Origin of the sequence: Stenotrophomonas sp. SMYL20, from assembly GCF_036320045.1 — a bacterium.
GTDB classification, from domain to species: domain Bacteria; phylum Pseudomonadota; class Gammaproteobacteria; order Xanthomonadales; family Xanthomonadaceae; genus Stenotrophomonas; species Stenotrophomonas maltophilia_A.
The window spans coordinates 1-20616 of record NZ_JAWIRT010000018.1 but is presented as its reverse complement, the minus strand read 5'-3'; the positions used below and the strand labels follow the sequence as shown (position 1 = coordinate 20616).

The 20616-nt window shown below is 64.1% G+C and carries 11 protein-coding genes; 8 read left to right on the top strand and 3 right to left on the bottom strand.

Annotated features, from left to right (window positions below):
* The first annotated feature begins 55 nt into the window (after nt 1-55).
* From V3B48_RS14425 to V3B48_RS14390, 8 genes are all read left to right on the top strand, one after another.
* Nucleotides 56-2845, top strand: coding sequence for a TonB-dependent receptor (locus tag V3B48_RS14425; protein ID WP_329893969.1), 2790 nt, complete (start codon nt 56-58; stop codon nt 2843-2845).
* A gap of 342 nt (nt 2846-3187) precedes the next feature.
* The gene (locus tag V3B48_RS14420) at nt 3188-5995 is read left to right on the top strand and encodes a TonB-dependent receptor (RefSeq protein WP_049460709.1); all 2808 of its coding nucleotides are present in this window, start codon (nt 3188-3190) and stop codon (nt 5993-5995) included.
* Nucleotides 5996-6163: 168 nt separating this feature from the next.
* The gene (locus tag V3B48_RS14415) at nt 6164-8191 is read left to right on the top strand and encodes a prolyl oligopeptidase family serine peptidase (protein WP_154264099.1); all 2028 of its coding nucleotides are present in this window, start codon (nt 6164-6166) and stop codon (nt 8189-8191) included.
* A gap of 186 nt (nt 8192-8377) precedes the next feature.
* Entirely contained in the window at nt 8378-11230 is a 2853-nt protein-coding gene (locus tag V3B48_RS14410) for a TonB-dependent receptor (RefSeq protein WP_125893993.1), read from the top strand.
* A 190-nt stretch (nt 11231-11420) separates the two neighbouring features.
* Nucleotides 11421-13523 carry a M13-type metalloendopeptidase gene (locus V3B48_RS14405; protein ID WP_049398732.1) on the top strand — a complete coding sequence of 701 codons (2103 nt, stop codon included), beginning with the start codon at nt 11421-11423 and terminating at the stop codon, nt 13521-13523.
* 309 nt (nt 13524-13832) lie between these two features.
* The gene (locus V3B48_RS14400; protein ID WP_049460715.1) at nt 13833-15839 is read left to right on the top strand and encodes a M13 family metallopeptidase; all 2007 of its coding nucleotides are present in this window, start codon (nt 13833-13835) and stop codon (nt 15837-15839) included.
* Nucleotides 15840-15965: 126 nt separating this feature from the next.
* Nucleotides 15966-16460 (top strand): VOC family protein, encoded by a 495-nt coding sequence (locus V3B48_RS14395; RefSeq protein WP_329893968.1) that lies wholly within the window; start codon nt 15966-15968, stop codon nt 16458-16460.
* A gap of 77 nt (nt 16461-16537) precedes the next feature.
* Entirely contained in the window at nt 16538-18121 is a 1584-nt protein-coding gene (locus V3B48_RS14390) for an NAD(P)/FAD-dependent oxidoreductase (protein WP_329893967.1), read from the top strand.
* 186 nt (nt 18122-18307) lie between these two features.
* On the opposite strand, the gene V3B48_RS14385 is transcribed toward V3B48_RS14390, so the two are convergent.
* The 3 genes from V3B48_RS14385 to V3B48_RS14375 all read right to left on the bottom strand — a co-directional run bounded on the left by V3B48_RS14385 (nt 18308) and on the right by V3B48_RS14375 (nt 20331).
* The gene (locus V3B48_RS14385) at nt 18308-18982 is read right to left on the bottom strand and encodes a rhomboid family intramembrane serine protease (RefSeq protein ID WP_005410509.1); all 675 of its coding nucleotides are present in this window, start codon (nt 18980-18982) and stop codon (nt 18308-18310) included.
* A gap of 93 nt (nt 18983-19075) precedes the next feature.
* Nucleotides 19076-19414: an MGMT family protein gene (locus tag V3B48_RS14380; protein ID WP_258015697.1), complete on the bottom strand. Its 339-nt coding sequence runs from the start codon at nt 19412-19414 to the stop codon at nt 19076-19078.
* Nucleotides 19411-20331, bottom strand: a complete 921-nt coding sequence (locus tag V3B48_RS14375; protein ID WP_164080550.1) for a DMT family transporter — start codon at nt 20329-20331, stop codon at nt 19411-19413. The genes V3B48_RS14380 and V3B48_RS14375 overlap by 4 nt, the downstream gene beginning before the upstream one ends.
* Between the last annotated feature and the right edge of the window lie 285 nt (nt 20332-20616).

The following is a 20616-nucleotide window of genomic DNA, read 5'->3' as shown; positions in this document are numbered from 1 at the left end:
CGCGCGATGGCGCATGCGCAGTGCCGTTTTTGTTTTTGCTCTCCAATGGAACTACATGAACTACGTAAGCAACACCGCACGTCGCAACACGCTCGCCGTCGCCCTGATTTCCGCTCTGATGGCCGCCGCCCCGGCAATGGCCCAGGACAAGGCGACCAACCTGGACAAGATCACCGTCACCGGTTCGCTGATCCCGCAGACCCAGGTTGAAACCCAGACCCCGGTGATGTCCATCACCGCCCAAGACATCCAGACCCGCGGCTTCAGCAGTGTTGCTGAAGTGCTGCAGCAGTCGTCGCTGACCACCGGCGGCCTGCAGGGTGGCCAGACCTCGGGTTCGTTCACCCAGGGCGCCGAAGCTGCCGGCATGTTCGGCCTGAACCCGGGCTACACCAAGTACCTGATCAACGGCCGCCCGATGCTCTCGTATCCGGCGCTGTACAACGGCAGCGAAACCTTCAACAACATCAGCGGCATTCCGATCGACATCGTCGAGCGCATCGAAGTGCTGCCGGGCGGCCAGTCCTCGCTGTACGGCTCGGACGCAATCGCCGGTGTGGTCAACATCATCCTGAAGGAGCGCATGGACGGCGGCACCATGACCCTCCGTGGCGGCACCTACACCGAAGGCGGTGGCAGCAACATCCGCTTCAGCGCCGCCAAGGGCATCAACGCCTTCGATGACCGCTTCCATGCACTGTTCAACGTGCAGATCGAGAACGGCAGCCCGATCTGGGGCTACCAGCGCGACATCACCCGCCAGAACAACCCGGTCGGCTACACCGCCCAGGTTCCGTCGAACGACTTCGCCGTCATCACCAACGCTGACAACAAGCTGCTGATGATGGACCCGAGCCGTTGCGCGAACGTCGCTGGGCTGTATGACGGCACCACTGTGGTCGGCCAGCGCCCGTCGGGCGAGTCCTGCGGTTCGGTGTACAGCGCCGGCTACAAGACCCTGAAGAACGGCAAGAACAGCGGCCAGTTCTACTCGTCGATGACCTTCGACGTGAACGACAACTTCCAGCTGTTCGCCGATGTGCTGTACAGCAAGGAAAAGACCGAGTTCACCTCCGGCTCCAGCGCCCTGTGGTGGGGCACCAAGTCGGTCATGGGCGGCTTCTACGACCAGGGCCTGGGCAAGGTCGTGAACCTGCAGCGCGCCTTCGCGCCGGAAGAAATCGGCCCGGGCCACTACAACAACATCATGAACTCCGACGAAAGCCGTGCCTACCAGGTCACCCTGGGCGGCAAGGGCATGGTCGGCGACTGGGACTACAGCGCCAGCTTCACCCGTGGTGAGTACCGCCTGGACCAGAACCGCTTCGTGCGCTGGAAGGACAAGATCGAAGATTTCTTCGGCCAGACCGTGCTGGGCCCGCGCCTGGGCACCTCGGCTGGCGGCTTCGGCATCTACAACCCGGACTACGCGGCCTTCTACTCGCCGATCACTCCGGACCAGTTCGCCAGCTTCACCGGCTACGGTACCCATCGCAGCAAGACCTGGCAGAACCTGGGCCGCGTGCAGGTGACCAACGGCTCGCTGTTCAGCCTGCCGGGCGGTGACGCTGGCCTGGCCGTCGTGCTGGAAGGTGGCAGCGAAGGTTGGGACTACTCGCCGGACCAGGCGTTCGTTGATGGCAATGTGTGGGGCACCACCGCCGTCGCCGGTGCCGGCCACCGCAGCAACTATGCGGTCACCAGCGAGCTGCGCATGCCGCTGCACGACAAGCTGACCGTCAGCGCGTCGGGCCGCTATGACGCCTTCAAGATCGCCGATAAGACCGTCGACAAGGCCACCTACAGCATCGGTCTGGAATTCCGTCCGATCGAGAGCCTGCTGCTGCGTGGCAAGTACGGTACCGCCTTCCGCGCGCCGACCCTGTCCGATGCCTTCCAGGGCATGAGCGGTTCGTACTCGTCCGGCCAGAACGACTACTACCGCTGCAGCCAGCTGGGCTACGGCCTGCGTGACGAGGCCTGCTCGTTCTACAAGAACACCTCGGTGTACAGCGAAAAGTCCGGCAACCCGGACCTGAAGCCGATCACCGCCGACGTCTGGAGCGCAGGCGTGGTGTGGGCCCCGGTCAGCAACTTCTCGCTGTCGGCCGACTACTACAACTGGAAGATCAAGAACGAGGTCAAGACCCTCAGCAGCGACCAGCTGCTGCTGGCCGAGTACCAGTGCCACAACGGCCTGCCGAACAACACCTCGGCCAGCTGCGGTGACGTGACCAACTGGGTGTCCCGCGATGCCGGTGGCAACCTGACCCGCGTGTACACGCCGAAGCTCAACGTTGCCAGCCAGAACCTGGAAGCGGTGACCGTGGCGGCCAAGTACCAGCAGGATATCGGCCGCTTCGGCTCGCTGATGTTCTCCGGCAACTACACCAACATGCTGAAGCGTGAAGTGCAGCCGATGCCGGGTGCCGCCAAGCTGGATCTGCTGAGCGATCCGTACAACATGTGGTACTACGACAACTTCGCCAAGGTCCGCGGCGATCTGTCGGTGGCCTGGAACATCGCCAAGTTCACCACCACCGTGTACGCCAACTACGTCGGCAGCACCCCGAACTACCTGGCCTACACCGGCCGCAGCTACGGCTACGTCCACTCCTCCGGCGCCAAGGCCGGCAAGTGGGGTTCGTACACCACGTACAACCTGAGCATGAACTACCAGGCACAGGAAGATCTGGTCCTGTCGGTGATGGTCAACAACGTGTTCAACAAGCTGCCGGAAGGCCAGCGCTACAACTACCCGGGCAACGAATCGACCCCGTTCAATGACGGCTTCTACAGCGTCTACGGCCGCCAGATCTCGGCCCAGGTCAAGTACAACTTCTGATCCCGTCGTTTTCCGGACTTCGTGTCTGGACCAGGCCCCGCTTCGGCGGGGCCTTTTTTTTGGTTCCAGGAAGCCTTCGGTAAAGCATTGATGCAGAAGCAGCAAATGCACTACGAAAGAATGCCCTTCATATCGCCATCTTTTGAAACACTCCAAAACAATTGGCGTTAGTCATTGATATATCGCCATTTTTCAGGCAAAAGCCCGATTGACGAAATGACGATCGTGTGTTCCCTGCGTTAAGTGCGTGTTACGGTCCGGCTGAATGGAATGCAACTGAACAGATCGTTAAGCCGACACGGAAGCCGGTAGCCAAGACATCGCTAACTACGGGGATTTTCCATGTCTCGCCATCGTTCCACACTCTCGCGCCACCCACTGACGCTCGCCCTGCTCGGCACACTGCTCGCCTCCGGCACGGCCCTGGCGCAAAGCGGCAATGCACCGACCCAGCTTGACCGCGTGACGGTCACCGGTTCGCTGATTCCGCAGACCGAGATCGAGAACCACACGCCGGTCCTGACCGTGACCGCAGAGGACATCCAGACCCGCGGCTTCACCAGCGTTGCCGATGTCCTGCAGCAGTCCTCGCTGTCCACTGGCGGCCTGCAGGGTGGCCAGACCTCGGCCTCGTTCACCCAGGGCGCCGAAGCCGCCGGCATGTTCGGCCTCAGCCCGGGTTACACCAAGTACCTCATCAACGGCCGCCCGATGCTTTCATATCCGGCGCTGTACAACGGCGGCGATACGTTCAACAACATCAGCGGCATTCCGATCGACATCGTCGAGCGCATCGAGATCCTGCCGGGCGGCCAGTCCTCACTGTATGGCTCCGATGCGATCGCTGGCGTGGTCAACATCATCCTCAAGGAACGCATGGATGGTGGCGTCCTCAACGTCCGTGGCGGCGCCTACAGCGAAGGCGGCGGCAACAGCTTCCGCTTCAGCGGCGCCCGCGGCTTCAATGGTGTCGATGACCGCTTCCACGCGCTGGTCAATGTGCAGTACGAAAAGACCAGCCCGATCTGGGGCTACCAACGCGATCTGACCAAGGTCAACAATCCCGACGGCTACAGCCCGCAGTACGTCTCCAACGATTTCCTGGTGCTGCTGCCGGCCAACAACAACCGTTACGCGATGATGGACCCGAACCTGTGCGCCAACGTCGCCGGGCAGTTCGATGGCACCACCGTGCTCGGCACCCGGCCCACCGGCCAGGCATGCGGCTCGACCTATGGCACCGGCTACAAGACCATCAAGAACGGCAAGGAAAGCGCGCAGATCTACAGCTCTGCCACCTTCGACGTGAATGACAATTTCCAGCTGTTCGGCGATGCGCTGTACAGCCTGGAAGAGGTCAAGTACGCGACGGGTTCCGGCTACACCTGGTGGGGCACCTCTTCCGGTTGGGGCCGCTTCTACGACCAGGCCAGCGGCCAGTACATGAACCTGCAGCGCGTGTTCGCCCCGGAAGACATCGGCGGCGCCGGCTACCGCGACATCATGAACACCGACCGCAACAAGGCCTATCAGGTGACGCTGGGCGGCCGCGGCACGGCCGGCAACTGGGACTACAGCCTCAGCTTCACCCGCGGCGAGTACAAGCTGACCGAGCGCAACTTCGTGCGCTGGAATGACCCGATCAACGATTACTTCGAACAGCGCGTGCTCGGCCCGGTGCTGGGAACCACCAGCACCGGCTACGACATCTACAGCCCGAACTGGGAAGCGTTCTACGCGCCGCTGCCGGCCGGTGACTTCCAGACCTTCACCGGCTACAGCTACAGCCAGAGCCGCACCTGGCAGAACCTGGCCCGTGCACAGGTCACCAATGGATCACTGTTCAAGCTGCCCGGCGGCGACGCCGGCCTGGCCGTGGTCGTTGAAGGTGGAAGCGAAGGCTGGGACTACAGCCCCGATCCGGGCCTGATGGATGGCAGCGTCTGGGGCACCACGGCGGTCTCCGGTGCTGGCCACCGCAGCAACTATGCGGTGACCGGCGAACTGCGCCTGCCCCTGCATGACATGCTGACGGTGACCGGTTCCGGTCGCTACGACGCCTTCAAGATCGGCAGCAACACCGTCGACAAGTCCACCTACAGCATCGGCGTCGAGTTCCGTCCGATCGAAAGCCTGCTGTTCCGCGGCAAGTACGGTACGGCGTTCCGCGCTCCGACGCTGTCCGACGCGTTCCAGGGCCGTAGCGGCTACTACGCCAACGGCTCCACCGACTACTACCGTTGCGGCCAGTTGGGCTACGACCCGGCCAACACCACCGGCTGCCCGTATGACAGCGTCTCGGTGTTCGGCACCCGCGCCGGCAACCCGGACCTGGAACCGATCACCGCCGACGTCTGGAATGCAGGTGTTGTGTGGGCACCGATCAACAACCTGTCGCTGTCGGTGGACTACTACAACTGGAAGATCAAGAACGAGGTCGATACGCTCAGCTCCGACCAGCTGCTGCTGGCTGAGTACTACTGCCGTGGCGGCCAGGCCAACAACACCTCGGCCAGCTGCCAGAACGTCAACGACTGGATCACCCGCGATGCGTCCGGCGTGCTGGACGAGATCTACACCCCGAAGATGAACGTCGCCCGCCAGAACCTGGAAGCGCTGACCGCCAGCTTCAAGTACGTGCACGACATGGGTCGCTTCGGTTCGCTTCAGTTCTCGGGCAACTACACCGACATGCTCAAGCGCGAACTGCAGCCGCAGCCGGGCGATGAGTTCCTGGACCTGCTGCGTGACCCGTACGCGATGTGGGTGTACGACTCGTACGCCAAGGTGCGCGCCGATGGTTCGGTCGGCTGGGCCAAGGACAAGTGGACCACCACCCTGTACGCCAATTACATTGGCAAGACGCCGAACTACATGGCGTACGTGGGCAATGGCTACGACTACGTCCACAGCTCCGGCTACAAGGCAGGCAAGTGGGGCTCCTACACCACTTACAACCTGAGCGTGAACTACCGTGCATTGGACAACCTGACCCTGTCGCTGATGGTCAACAACGTGTTCAACAAGATGCCGGACAACCAGCGCTTCAGCTTCGCCGGCACCAGCGGCCAGCCGTACAACAATTACCTGTACAACGCCTACGGGCGTGCCATCTATGTGCAGGCCAAGTACGAGTTCGGCGATCACTGATCCAGGCCCTTGCCGCACCAAAGACCCCGCCCCGGCGGGGTCTTTTTTTGCTGGTCGTCCCTCCAGGGCGTGACGCGCGCCCGGGCATTCACGCCAAGTTGACTGGATTCACGTCTTCGTTCATCTTCAGGTCATATTGATGTGCCCGCCACAAGGACCCTGCCGACCATGGAACTGCGCTTGTCCCCCGCCCGCCTTGGCGCCGCCGCACTGGCGGCGCTGTGCATTGCCCCTGCCCTCGCAAGCCCTCTGCCAGCCGAGGATTTCGCCAAGATCCCCACCATCCAGTCGGTCACCATGAGCGCCGACGGCAAGCAGCTGGTCGCGATCGTCGCCGCGCCCGGCAGCGACAACAGCGATACCGCCCTGGCCAACTGGAACCTGGATAACCTCGGCGCCGGTCCGGTCGCCATCACGCCATCCGGTGACCGGATGAAGTTCATCGCGGCAAGCGCACTGAAGGCGGGACGCAACCTCGTCATCGGGCGCCAGGAATGGACAGGCAAACTCGGCGGCTGCGGTGAAGGCAACAGTACGGGAGCCACCAAGACCTTCCTGACCAAGGCCTACCTCACCGACGCCACCCAGACCAAGTTCGACGAGGCGTTCGCCAACAACACCCGCACGCTCGGGGTCAGCCCCGAGACCCTTCGCTGCCTCGAACTTGCGGGTACCGCCTCGCTCGTCCATGGGCTGCCGCTGGATGCAGACAGGGTCATCATCAGCCAGCTCAATGAGGCCACGCTGCAGGCCAACTACTATCGCTTCAACCTGCGCACGGGCCAGACCGAACTGCTGTTCAAAGGCAGCTCCCGCACGTCACCCGGCCTGTTCCATCCCCGCACAGGTGAAGTCCTTACCCAGACCCAGGTCGAATCCGCCGGCTCCGACGATTTCGAACAACGCATTCTGATCAAGAACAGCGCCGGCCAGTTCGAAGTGCACGCCCCCCTGACCACCCGACTGAGCGAACGCTATACGGTGGAAGTCGTCGGCATAGACGATGACAGCGGCAAGCTGTACGTGCTGACCGACCAGTTCTCGGATCTGGTGCAGGCGCGACTGTACGATCCTGCCAAAAAGGAGTTCGACAAGGAGCCTCTGGCCGCCCATCCGTCCTTCTCGATCAGTTCACTGATCCTGGGCACGCGCAAGAGCAACTTCAACCAGGTCCTCGGCTTCTATATCGACGGTCCGCAGCGACAGGCCGTGTACGTGGATCCGCAGATGAAGGCCCTGCAGGAGGGCCTGCAGAAAGCCTATCCCGGCCTGAGCATCTACATCACCGGCTACAACGACGACCTTTCGCGCGTCCTGTTCACCACGGAAAGCAACCGCAACCCGAAGAGCTACTTCATCCTGGCCGATCGCAAGGATGTCGTGCCACTCGGCAATGAGCGCCCCTGGGTGGACAGCAAGCAGATCGGTGAACAACGCTGGGTGACCTACACCGCACGCGATGGGCTGCAGATTCCAGCGATTCTGGATCTCCCGCCGGGCTGGAAGCAGGGCGACGGCCCGCTGCCGGCACTCGTTCATCCGCACGGCGGGCCGTGGGCACGCGACTACACCGGCTGGGATGAATCCGGCTGGGTGCCGTTCTTCACTTCGCGCGGCTACGCCGTGTTGCGCCCTCAGTACCGCGGCAGCGCCGGCCTTGGCCGCAAGCTCTGGCTGGCAGGTGACGCCGAGTGGGGCCAGAAGATGCAGGACGACAAGGATGACGGCGCCGCCTGGCTGGTCTCACAGGGCATCGCCGCCAAGGACCGTATCGCGATCTTCGGCTATTCCTACGGCGGCTTCGCGGCTGCCGCCGCGACAGTGCGCAGCCCCTCCCCCTACCAGTGCGCCATCGCTGGCGCCCCGGTCACCGATCTTGGCCGGCTGGGCACCTCCTGGAGCCAGAACCGCCTGCAACGCATTCTGCAGGGGCGCACGGTGAAGGGCATGGACCCGATGCAGAACACTGCGAAGGCCACGATTCCTCTGCTGACCTTCGTCGGCGACCGTGACGTACGCACGCCGTCCTTCCATGCGAGGAACTTCTACAACGGCGTACAGGGCAAGGTGCCGGCCCGGTTCGAGCTGATCCCCGACATGCCGCACAGCATGCCCTGGTACCCCGTGCACTTCCGGACGACATTGACGCTCATGGCCGACTACCTGAGCAAGGATTGCGGCCCCGGCGGCCTCTGATCCCTCCCCGGGCACCCTCGCTTTCACCAAGCCCCTGCCGGCCAGGCAGGGGCTTTTCCATGCTCCAAATACTGAATTTCCCTATAACAACAGCAAGTTAAGATATTTTAATATTCATGTTGCATTTACTTTACGCGACTCATACACTCCATTAACCGAAGCATAACAAGTGGGGATCAAAACGAAATGCGCAACGCCAACCGCCAATCAAAGCCAAGCCGCGTCCCGTTGACTCTTGCTGTGCTGGCCTGCCTGCAGGTCGCACCGGCTCTGGCCCAGGAATCCACCCAGCAGGAAGCAAAGGCGTCAAGCAGCTCAAGCGCTTCCACCCGCGCAACCGATCTTGACAAGGTTACGGTCACCGGCTCCCTGATCCGCCGTGCGGACTACGAGACCACTTCGCCGGTGTTCACCATCAACGCCGAAACCAACGCGAAGCAAGGCCAGGTCAACGTGGCCGAGTTCCTGCAGAAGTCGGCCATCGGTTCGGCCGAAACCCAGATCACCCACCAGTTCGGCGGCTTCGTCGTGGACGGCGGCACCGGCGTACAGACCGTGTCGCTTCGCGGCCTGGGCGCCAACCGTACCCTGGTGCTGCTCGATGGCCAGCGCCCCGGCCCGGCCGGTACCCGTGGCGCCGTCGGCGCCTTCGACCTGAACGTCATTCCCACCGCCATCCTGCAGCGTGCCGAGATCGTGAAGGACGGTTCGTCCTCGATCTATGGTTCCGACGCCGTGGCCGGTGTGGTCAACCTGATCACCAAGAAGAACATCGAGCGCCCGGAGCTGACCGTTACCGGCCGCGTCCCGACCGAAGGCGGCGGTGAAGTGTTCTCGGCGTCGCTGGCCAATGGCTGGAACTTCGAAAAGGGCAGCGTCGTGGCTGCCGTCGAGTGGTACAAGCACTATGAGCTGACCCGCGGCGACCGCGACTATCTGAAGTGCGGCAACGACCTGATCAAGGACGCGGACGGCAACCGCATCGATCGCGAAGATCGCTCGGTCAACGCCGGCACCCCGCTGGCCGGCTGCAACAACATGCTTCACAACGTGGTCGACATCGGCAGCACCCGCTATGTGCCGTCGGGTGATGGCACCACTGTCGGCCCGCTGCCGGGCTACCGCCCGCGCAAGACCCAGACCTATGCGCGTGGCCAGGCCTTCTACGATGAGCCGTTGAACTTCGCCCGTTGGGGCGAGGGCCAGATCATCAACCAGCAGGAACGCAAGACGGTCTACCTGGCAACCGATTTCGGCTTCGATTCGGTCAACTGGAAGACGCAGTTCCTGTTCAACCGCCGCGAAACCGAAACGTTCGCCTGGCGCCAGTTCTTCCCGTACGCATACCTGCCGGGCACCCGCATCGAAGCCAATCCGGTGATGCTGTTCAAGTCGCAACAGGATGTGACGGTCGACTACTTCTATGCTGCCACCAAGCTTGACGGCCTGTTCAAGGGCACCGACACCTGGGCATGGGAAGTCAATGCGAACTTCAGCCACTCCAAGGGCAAGTACGGTAACCTGGCCATCCAGGCCTCCAAGAGCGGCGACCTGGACTACACCGATGCTCCTCCGGCGGTGAACTACTTCGATCCGGAGTACCTCAGCGGCCGCAAGGTCGATGAACTGGTCGACAAGCTGGGCGTCTGGGACTGGGGCAAAACCATCTACAAGCAGGCCACCATCAACGCCGTCGTCAGCGGCGACCTGTTCGAGATGCCGGCGGGTGCGGTCGGTTTTGCGGGCGGCCTGGAATACCGCTACTACTCGATCAACGACCAGCCGGGCGAACTGTCGCGCGCCGGTGACATCTGGGGCTCGTCCTCGGCTGATGTGACCAAGGGCAACGACAAGGTCAAGGAAGCCTTCGTCGAGTTGGACGTACCGCTGCTGAAGGGCCTGCCTGCGGTGGAGTCGCTGAGCCTGAACGCCTCCGGCCGTGTATTCAAGTACGACACTGTGTCCGGTTCGGACAACGTCTGGAAGGTCGGCCTGAACTGGCAGATCATCCCATCGGTGCGTCTGCGTGGCTCGATCGGCACTTCCTACCGTGCTCCGGGCCTGTATGAGCTGTACCTGGGCAACCAGACCGGCTTCTTCCAGCAGGCAAACGATCCGTGCGTCCGCTGGGGTGAAAGCTCCAACAGCGCCTATCAGACCAACTGCGCAGCCGCAGGTATTCCCGCCGATTATGCGGGCGGCGGCTCGAGCGGTACCTCGTACGCCACCGGCGGTGGCAGTGGCCTGATTCCCGAAACCTCGCGTGCGAAGACTGCGGGTATCGTGTTCACTCCGACCTTCGCCAACCTCAGCGTGGCCATCGACTACTTCGACTATGAAGTGAAGGATGAAATCGCCCAGCTCGGCAGCACCAACATCATGCGCGGCTGCTACGGCGGCACGGTGTACCCGAACAGCTACTGCGACCTGCTGAAGCGCAACCCGGCTACCGGCAACCAGCCGTATGCGGTGACCGAGATCCAGAACAAGTACATCAACATCAACAAGCAGCGCACCCGTGGTTACGACCTGACCGCCAACTTCGATCACGACTTCTCGTTCGGCAAGTTCTCGGCCGAGACCCAGGTCACCTACACGATCGAAGACACCCAGGAAGTGTTCTCCAGTGCGGCTGCAAGCGGCCTGGAATCCTCGGAACTGCTGGGCGACATCGGCCGTCCCAAAGTCGTGGGCAATCTGGCACTGAGCCTGACCCGTGGCGACTGGTCGTTCAACTGGCTGACCACCTATATCCACAAGACCGAAGACATCGACCTGAACCCGGTGTACACCTATCAGGGCCGTCCGAACTCCTACCGTGACATCGTTGCCGATTCGCGCACGTACCACACCGCTTCGGTCAGCTACGCGCAGGCCGACTGGGAAATCCTGGTGGGTGTCAGCAACATCTTCAACAAGACCCCGCCGTTGATCTCCACCGGCGTCAGCGATGCCCGCTACGGCAACATCCCGGCATTCGCAACCCAGTACGACCTGTACGGCCGCACCCCGTTCGTGCGTCTGAAGTACAAGTTCTGATCCACGCCTGATCGCAGTACCCCGACAGACCCGGCTTTTGCCGGGTCTGTCTTTTCCGGCCCACGAAGCGGCCCCCTTGCGCCCGGCCATGACCTTCGACACCCTTGCAGGGCAGGCCGGCGGCGTATTGTTCGGCCCACGGCCGTCCCCGCGGCCCTTCCCTGACTCACTCGGCCTGGAGGCCATCAAAGTGACCCGTACTCCCAAGATCGTGCTGCTGACCCTGGCCGTTTCGGCCGCGCTGGTCGGCTGCGGCAAGAACGAAACCCCGGCCAAGGATGCCACCGCCTCCACGCCGGCTGCGGCCGAAGCCACCAACTACACGCTGGACGAGAGCAAGCTGCCGGCCTACAACGCCTTCCAGCCCAGCGATCTGGATGCCAGCAAGGACGCCTGTGGCGCCTTCGGCGACTACGTGAACAGCAAGTGGCTGGCCGCCAATGAAATTCCGGGCGACCGCACCAGCTGGGGCGCGTTCACCATCCTCGACGAGCGTTCGGTAGCCGTGCAGCACCAGTTGGCTGAACAGGTCGCGCAGGTCAAGAACCCGAACCATATCGAGAAGATCGTCGGCGACCTGTGGGCCACCGGCATGGACGAAGCCAAGATCAATGCCCAGGGCATCGAGCCGCTGAAGGCCGACCTGACCGCGATCGACGGCCTGCAGGACAAGGCGGCCATCGCCGACTACCTGCGCAGCAGCGCGGCCAAGGGTGACAACGTCCTGTTCGGCTTCGGCGCCGAAGCCGACTTCAAGAACTCGGCCGTCAACCTGGCCTACGCCAGCCAGGGCGGCCTGGGCCTGCCGGACAGCACCTACTACACCGATGCCAAGAACGCCGACAAGCTGAAGGCCTACCAGGCGCACGTCGCCAAGGTGCTGGAGCTGTCCGGCGTCGCCGCTGCCGACGCTGCCAAGCAGGCCGAGGACGTGGTCAAGTTCGAGACCCGCCTGGCCAAGGCCTCCAAGTCGCGCGTGGAGCTGTCGCGCAACGTCGAGCTGTACTACAACCCGGTCACCCTGGCCGACGCTGACAAGCTGACCCCGAACTTCAGCTGGACCGAGTTCTTCAAGTCGCAGGGCGTAGCCGCGCCGGAGAAGTTCTCGCTGGCCATGCCGGCCTTCCATGAGGAAGTGAGCAAGGCGCTGGGCGATACCGATCCGTCGGTGTGGCGCGCCTACCTGCGCTTCCACACCGTGGACAGCGCCTCGCCGTACCTGGCCGATGCCTTCGTGCAGGAGAACTACGAGTTCTACGGCAAGACCCTCAATGGCCAGAAGGAACAGAAGCCGCGCTGGAAGCGCGTGCTGGGCACCATCGAGAACGACGCCGGTGAAGCCTTCGGCCAGCTGTACGTGAAGGTTGCCTTCTCGCCGGAAGCCAAGGCGAAGATGGAAGAGCTGGTGAAGAACCTGGCCGCCTCGCTGAAGGAACGCATCCAGGGCCTGAGCTGGATGAGCGATGAAACCAAGGCCAAGGCCATCGCCAAGTGGGAAACCTTCACTCCGAAGATCGGTTACCCGGACAAGTGGCGTGACTGGGCGGGCCTGCAGACCCAGCGCGACAGCTACCTGGGCAATGTGCGCGCGGCCAGTGAGTTCAATTACAAGTTCAACCTGTCCAAGATCGGCAAGCCGGTGGACAAGACCGAGTGGGGCATGACCCCGCAGACGGTCAACGCCTACTACAACCCGCTGCAGAACGAGATCGTGTTCCCGGCCGCCATCCTGCAGCCGCCGTTCTTCGATCCGAAGGCCGACGACGCACTGAACTATGGCGGCATCGGTGCGGTGATCGGCCACGAAATGACCCACGGTTACGACGACCAGGGTGCACGCTTCGGGCCGACCGGCAACATGGAAGACTGGTGGACCGCCGCTGACAAGAAGAACTTCGAAGGCTTGACCGGCAAGCTGGTCAAGCAGTTCGACCAGTACAAGGTCGACGGCCAGGCCGTGAACGGTCACCTGACCCTGGGCGAGAACATCGCCGACCTGGGCGGCTTGGCTACCGCCTACGACGCGCTGCAGAAGGCGTCCGCCGGCAAGGAAGATGCAAAGGTCGATGGCTTCACCCGCGACCAGCGCTTCTTCTTCAACTGGGCCACCGTGTGGCGCACCAAGTACACCCCGGAAAACGCCAAGGTCCGCCTGGCCACTGACCCGCACGCGCCGGCGCAGTTCCGAGCCATGGGTGCGCCGTCGAACCTGCCGACCTTTGCCGCGGCCTTCCAGTGCAAGGCCGGTTCGCCGATGGCCCGCGCCGGCGAGCAGCAGGTGGTGATCTGGTAAGCCCTGGCTGATGCCAAGGTAGACCTGCAAAGGCCCGGGATTTCCCGGGCCTTTGTTTTTTTGCCGCGCCCGTCATCCACGCATGGCGTGGATCTGCTGCGCCTGTGCAGGCCCACGCCGTTGGTAGATGCCGACCTTGGTCGGCGCACGGCACGGCGGAGCCACCGTGATGCGTGCATGCGATGTCGATGCCACACACCCGGTAGCGCCGGGCCATGCCCGGCGGATGCGCCGTGATGCGTGCATGCCGCGCCCATGCGCGGCTTGCTATAGTGCGCGCGCCCTCAATCCATCACGGATTCGTTCCACATGCCCAATTTCCGTCCGCTTGCCATCGCCCTGGGCATCAGCCTGGCGACTCTGGTCCCGACCCACGATGCCTTCGCCGCCAAGAAAAAGGCCGCGCGTGCCCCGGCTGTCAGTGCCCAGTGCAGCGACTTCTACGACGCCACCAATGCAGGCTGGCTGAAGGCCAACCCGGTGCCGCAGACCGGCGCCACCACCGCGCTGGGCCAGCTGGTCGACCGCAGCCGCCAGCAGCAGCGTGAACTGCTCGACGCAGCGATGAAGGCGCCGCAGGGCAACGTGCAGAAGCTGCTGGGTGACTTCTGGGCCAGTGGCCTGGACGAAGCGGCCGTGGAAGCAGACGGCTCCAACCCGATCGCCCCGCTGCTGACCCGCATCAACGCCATCAAGAAGGCCAAGGATGTGCCGGCCTCGATCGCCGCACTGCACCAAGTCGGCATCCCGGTGGCATTCAACTTCGGCCCCGACGTCGATCTGAAAGCACTGGACCGTCACATCGGCTACTTCATGCAGGGCGGCATGGGCCTGCCGGATCCGGCGTTCTATACCCGTACCGACGCCGACACCGTGGCGCTGATGGGCCGCTACCGCAACTACGTCAAGCAGATCCTGGCGCTGACCGGCACCCCGGCGGCCAAGCTGGATGCCGAGTCGCAGGCGGTGATCGCGCTGGAAACCGAGCTGGCACGCAATGCGCAGTCGCTGGCCGGCATCAACAACCCGTTCAACAACTACGCGCCGATCTCCACCAAGGAGCTCAACAGCCGCTACCGCAACCTGCAGCTGGATGCCTTCCTGAAGGCACAGGGCGTGGATGACGACCTGGTCTCGCTGGCCGACCCGGGCCTGTTCAAGCAGCTCGACGGCATGGTCACCAAGCTCAAGCCGGACCAGTGGAAGGCCTACCTGCGCTGGCGCGTGGGCGACTCGATGGCGCCGTACCTGTCCAAGGCCTACCGCGATGCCGAGTTCGAATTCCGCGGCCGCGTGCTGCGTGGCGAAACCCTGCCGCCGCAGCGCTGGGAAGACGTGCTGGAGGCGATCAACGTAGCCGCTGGCCCGATGGTCGGTCGCGAATACGCTGCCCGTTACCTGTCCGCCGAAGATCGTCGCCAGGCGGCGTGGATCGTCGACAAGGTGCGCGAAGTGCAGATCGAAGCGGTCAAGAACAGCAGCTGGATGAGCACCGAAGCCAAGGCCGAAGCGCAGGCCAAGCTGGCTGCGCTGAAGATCGAGATCGGCACCCCGCTGCGCGACCTCGACTACAGCGTGCAGCCGATGGGCCGCGGTTCGTTCGGTGGCAACATGCTGATTGCTTCGACCTGGCGCCATCGCGAGGAAATGAAGCGCATCGGCAAGGGCAACGCCGACCGTCGCTGGGACGTGCTGCCGCAGCAGCCGTCGCTGGCCTACGATCTGGCCCAGAACCGCCTGATCGTCACCGCCGCGATCCTGCAGGGCCCGGTGTTCAACGCCAAGGCCGACGCTGCCGACAAGTTCGGCAGCTTCGGTGGCCTGGTCGGCCATGAGCTGACCCGCGCGATCGATGCCAAGGGCGCGCTGGTCGACGCCAAGGGCGAGCTGCGCAGCTGGTGGACCCCGGCCGACAAGACCGCCTGGACCCTGCTCGGTAACCGCGTGGCCGCGCAGTACAGCGCCTACGACTTCCCGGGCGTGAAGGGTGCCAAGGTCAACGGCACGCTCACCCAGGAGGAGAACCTGGCCGACATCGCCGGTCTGGAACTGGCCTGGGCGGCGTATGTCGCGCAGGAGCCGAAGGCCAAGCAGGCCCAGCAGCAGGGCTTCTTCCGCGCCTGGTCTGCGCTGTGGGCGCAGCAGCTGGCGCCGAACGAGGCCGTACGTCGCCTGACCGCCGACATCCGTGCACCGGGCCTGTGGCGCAGCAACGGCACGCTGGCCAACCTGCCGGCCTTCGGCGCCACCTTCAGCTGCAAGGCCGGCCAGCCGATGCAGCGCAGTGAAGCCGAGCAGATCAAGGTCTGGCGCTGATCCAGCTGCCACACGGGTAACGCAGAGGGCGCCTTCGGGCGCCCTCCTTTTTTGCAGGTGCAGCACGATCCCGGATTAACACCGCGCATGCTATCGCTGCGGCTTCGCCCAACGTGGAGCCCCGACATGGCACACAAGAACACGATCTGTGTCTGGTATGACAACGGCGCGCTCGAGGCCGCCACCTTCTACGCCAGTATCCTGCCCGACAGCGCGGTGACCGCCGTGCATCACGCCCCCGGTGACTATCCGGACGGCAAGGAAGGCAACGTACTGACCGTTGAATTCACGGTCTGCAGCATCCCCTGCGTCGGCCTCAACGGCGGCACCGCGTTCAAGCACAGCGAAGCGTTTTCCTTCCAGATCCAGACCGAGGACCAGGCCGAGACCGACCGCCTGTGGAATGCGATCGTCGGCAACGGTGGCCAGGAGAGCCAATGCGGCTGGTGCAAGGACCGCTGGGGCATCTCCTGGCAGATCAGCCCGCGCATGCTCATCGAAGCGGTGACCAGCCAGGACAAGGCACTGGCCAAGCGCGCATTCAACGCGATGATGCCGATGAAGAAGATCGACATCGCCACCATCGAAGCAGCGATCAAAAAAGGGGACGGAGGGGATTAAGTCGTTTTTTCCCCATTGCCGGTGACCCCATGCGAGTTGCGACTTAATCCCCTCCGTCCCCTTTTTCCGAGGTGCAGATGACCTGGGATGCGATCATCGTTGGCGGTGGCCACAACGGCCTGGTCTGCGCGGCCTATCTGGCACGTGCCGGAAAGAAGGTGCTGGTGCTGGAACGTCGCTGCGTTCTTGGCGGCGCTGCAGTCACCGAGGAATTCCATCCCGGCTTCCGCAATTCAGTCGCCTCGTACACGGTCTCGCTGCTGCAGCCGAAGGTGATCGACGACCTGCAGCTGCATGCGCATGGGCTGCGCATCGTCGCGCGCCCGGCCAACAACTTCCTGCCATTGCCCGACGACCGCTATCTGTTGTCGGCACCTGGCCGCACTCAGGCCGAAGTGGCGAAGTTCTCCGAGCGGGATGCGCAGCGCTTGCCCGCGTACGAGGCACGCCTGGAAATCTTCGCCGACGTACTGCGCGCATGGGCCCTGCGCGCGCCGCCCGACCTGGGTGTAGCAGGCGGTTGGCGTGCGCTGCCCGCACTATGGCAGATGGGGAAACTCGGCCGCGAACTGGCGGCGCTGGATGCGCCACTGCGGCAGGAACTGCTGGACCTGTTCACGCTGTCGGCGGCGGAGTACCTGGACCGTTGGTTCGAGAGCGAGCCGATCAAGGCGCTGTTCGGCTTTGATGGCATCGTCGGCAACTACGCAAGCCCGTATACAGCGGGCAGTGCCTACGTACTGCTGCACCACGTATTCGGCCAGTGCAATGGCGTAAAGGGTGCGTGGGGCCACGCGATCGGCGGCATGGGCGCGATCAGCCAGGCCATCGCCAGCGCGGCGCGCGAGGCCGGGGCCGAACTTCGCGTGGATGCCGGTGTGCAACAGGTACTGACCGAACAAGGCCGCGTCGTGGGGGTGGAACTGGTCAACGGCGAAACCCTGCGTGCACGCGCGGTGGTGGCCAACGTCAATCCGAAGCTGCTGTACGAACAGCTGCTGGAGCCGACGCAAGTACCCGCTGCCACACGCGAACGCATGACGAACTGGCGCTGCGGTTCCGGCACCTTCCGGATGAACGTGGCGCTGTCGCGGTTGCCGGACTTCCGTGCCCTGCCCGGCCCCGGCGATCACCTCAGCGCCGGCATCATCATGGCCCCCAGCCTGGACTACATGGACCGCGCCTGGCTGGATGCGCGCCGCGAAGGCTGGTCGCGCGAACCGATCGTAGAGATGCTGATTCCGAGCACGCTGGATGATTCACTGGCGCCGCGCGGGCAGCATGTGGCCAGCCTGTTCTGCCAGCACGTGGCGCCGGTACTGCCCGACGGGCGCCACTGGGATGATCACCGTGAGACTGTGGCGGACCTGATGATTGCCACCGTCGAACGGTATGCGCCCGGCTTTGCCGGCAGCGTGCTCGGTCGGCAGGTGCTGTCGCCGCTGGATCTGGAACGCACCTTCGGCCTGGTCGGCGGCGACATTTTCCACGGTGCGCTCAGTGCCAACCAGTTGTTCTCGGCACGGCCGATGTTCGGCCAGGCCGGCTATCGCGGCGCCCTTCCGGGGTTGTATCTGTGTGGGTCGGGTACCCATCCCGGTGGCGGTGTGACCGGTGCGCCCGGGCACAATGCCGCGCAGGTGGTGTTGCAGGATCTGTAGAGCCTCGCCATCGTGGAGGCGCGTGTACCCCGTCGCCTGCATCATCTGCTGTTGGTAGGTGCCAACCTTGGTTGGCACGAGGCAGCAAAGCGTGCCGACCAACGGTCGGCACCTACAGCGTCAAATGATCCCATTCAAAGCGTGCCAACCTAGGTTGGCACCTACAGCGTCAAATGATCCTTCGGATCATTTGACGCTGCGCAGATGGTTGGGGCGCTTCGGCGGGCCAGGCGGGCGGCGCTTGTTGAACGGCGGCTGCCCGCGCCAGTAGCGGATCAGCAACCAGCCGAACAGCATGCCACCGAGGTGCGCGAAGTGGGCCACGCCGGGCTGCCAGCCGGTCATGCCCAGCACCAGCTCGCCCACACCGAACAGGATCACGAAGGTACGCGCCTTCATCGGGATCGGCGGGAACAGCAGCATCACCCGCTGGTTGGGGAACAGCATGCCGTAGGCCAGCAGCAGGCCGAACACGCCACCGGAAGCACCCAGCACCGTGGCCGGGTTTTCCAGCAGCGTACCCACCAGCAGCTGGCAGACACCGGCACCGGCCACGCACACCAGGTAATACAGCAGGAAGCGCTTCTCGCCCCAGGTCTGCTCCAGCGGCGCGCCGAACATGAAGACCGCCAGCATGTTGAAGAACAGATGGCCGAAGCTGCCATGCAGGAAGCCGTAGGTCAGCAGCTGCCAGGGCTGGAAGTTGCCGCCCGGCGAGAATGCGTCGAAACCCTGCTGAAGGGGTTGCAGCATGAACGGCTCGAAGGTCTGCATGCCGAGCAGGAACGGCTGCTGCAGCAGGAACAGGATCGCATTGGCGATCAGCAGGGCCTTGGTGACGGTAGGCAGTCGCGGGAACATGGGAGCACCGGCATGGAACGGCCTCCATCATAGCCGCAGCACCGTGTCTTGTTGGCGACCGGCAGGCGCGGCCTGTTCAGTCGCCAGCGTTGCTCAGCCCGGACCCCACACAGCGGCATCCAGTGCTGCCGCCGGATCAGCCGCCGGCATCCGCACCCGGCCGTTCTCCACCCGCACGCCCTCGGCGCGCAACCGCTGTGACTGCTCGCGCCAGCCGGCCGACCCTTCCTCCATGGCAATGCGCCCATCCGAGCGCAGCACGCGATGCCAGGGCAGGTCCGGGTCGTCGTTCTGGCCCAGGATGCGCGCGGTCAGGCGTGCACGCCCGGGCAGGCCCGCGCGCATCGCCACCTGCCCATAGCCCATCACCTGCCCCGCCGGGATCGCGCGGATCACCGCCAGGATGCGCGCACGCGCCTGCTCCGGCGTCAGCGCCGCAGGCGGGTTACCAGCAGAACGCCGATCAGCACCAGCACGGTGCCGGCGATCTGCGCCGGCCCCATCGGTTCGTCGAGCAGCCATAGGCTCATCACGATGGTGGAAACAGGGCCCAGCATACCGACCTGCGCGGCCAGCGACGAACCCACGCGCTGCACTGCCAGCATGATCGCCAGCACCGGCAGCACCGTGCACACGGTGGCATTGACCAGCGACAACCACTGCACCGCCGCAGGCGCCTGCCACAACAACGGCAGCGGATGGGTCACCGCGAAATGCAGCAGCACCAGCACGCTGGCCACGCAGCTGGCGTAAGCGGTCAGCCGCACCGCTCCGATACGCGCGACCACCTGCCCGCTGCCGAACAGGTACAGCGCATAGCTGAGCGCACTGCCCAGCACCAGCAGGCTGCCAACGATGATCTGCCCACCCTCGCGCTGCAGGTCATGGCCGAACGCCAGCAGCACGCCCAGATAACTCAGCACCAGCGCGCCGATCTGCCATCGGCCCGGCCGCTGGCGCGCCAGCAGCACGTTGATCAGCAGCACCAGGGTCGGGTTCAAGTACAGGATCAGCCGTTCCAGCGTCACGCTGATGTACTGCAGGCCCTGGAAGTCGAGCAGGCTGGACAGGTAGTAGCCGGTGAAACCCAGCCACAGCACGCGGGCTCGGTCGGCCCAGGACAGTGGTTCGGCCCGACGCGCGGCCCACAGCGCCATCAGTACGAACAGCGGCAGCGCCATCAGCATGCGCAGGGCAAGCAGCGTGGTGGCATCCACGCCGTGACGCAGGCCGAGCTTGACAATGATCGCCTTGCCGGAAGCAGCGATGGCGCCGATCGCGGCCAGGCCGATACCCCCCAGCGCAATGCGTGGGGAGGCGGTGGCGATACGGGAAGCGGGATTGGACATCAGGACGACGGCGGGCCGCTCGGAGCGGCCCGGGAAAGCGTGGGGGCGCCCATTGTCGCACGGGGGCGTCCGGTGCCCGCCTTGTAGAGTCGAGCCATGCTCGACTGTCTTTCCACCGCAGTCGAGCATGGCTTGTATGTTCCTCCCGGCTCCTACGCGGTATGTAGGAGCCAGGGTGGAGGGACCGTCAAGCATGCATCTGCGGATACTAGCCGACAGACGAGTCGAGCGATCCCCATCCCGCACACGAACGTCGATAAAGGATCGTACGGCCCCCAAAGGGGA

Bases quoted from the DNA above. Each gene is read 5' to 3' on its own strand.
- V3B48_RS14390 (WP_329893967.1), top strand. From the start codon at position 16,538: ATGACCTGGGATGCGATCATCGTTGGCGGTGGCCACAACGGCCTGGTC.
- V3B48_RS14375 (WP_164080550.1), bottom strand. From the start codon at position 20,331: ATGTCCAATCCCGCTTCCCGTATCGCCACCGCCTCCCCACGCATTGCG.
- V3B48_RS14415 (WP_154264099.1), top strand. From the start codon at position 6,164: ATGGAACTGCGCTTGTCCCCCGCCCGCCTTGGCGCCGCCGCACTGGCG.
- V3B48_RS14425 (WP_329893969.1), top strand. From the start codon at position 56: ATGAACTACGTAAGCAACACCGCACGTCGCAACACGCTCGCCGTCGCC.
- V3B48_RS14400 (WP_049460715.1), top strand. From the start codon at position 13,833: ATGCCCAATTTCCGTCCGCTTGCCATCGCCCTGGGCATCAGCCTGGCG.
- V3B48_RS14385 (WP_005410509.1), bottom strand. From the start codon at position 18,982: ATGTTCCCGCGACTGCCTACCGTCACCAAGGCCCTGCTGATCGCCAAT.
- V3B48_RS14420 (WP_049460709.1), top strand. From the start codon at position 3,188: ATGTCTCGCCATCGTTCCACACTCTCGCGCCACCCACTGACGCTCGCC.
- V3B48_RS14395 (WP_329893968.1), top strand. From the start codon at position 15,966: ATGGCACACAAGAACACGATCTGTGTCTGGTATGACAACGGCGCGCTC.
- V3B48_RS14410 (WP_125893993.1), top strand. From the start codon at position 8,378: ATGCGCAACGCCAACCGCCAATCAAAGCCAAGCCGCGTCCCGTTGACT.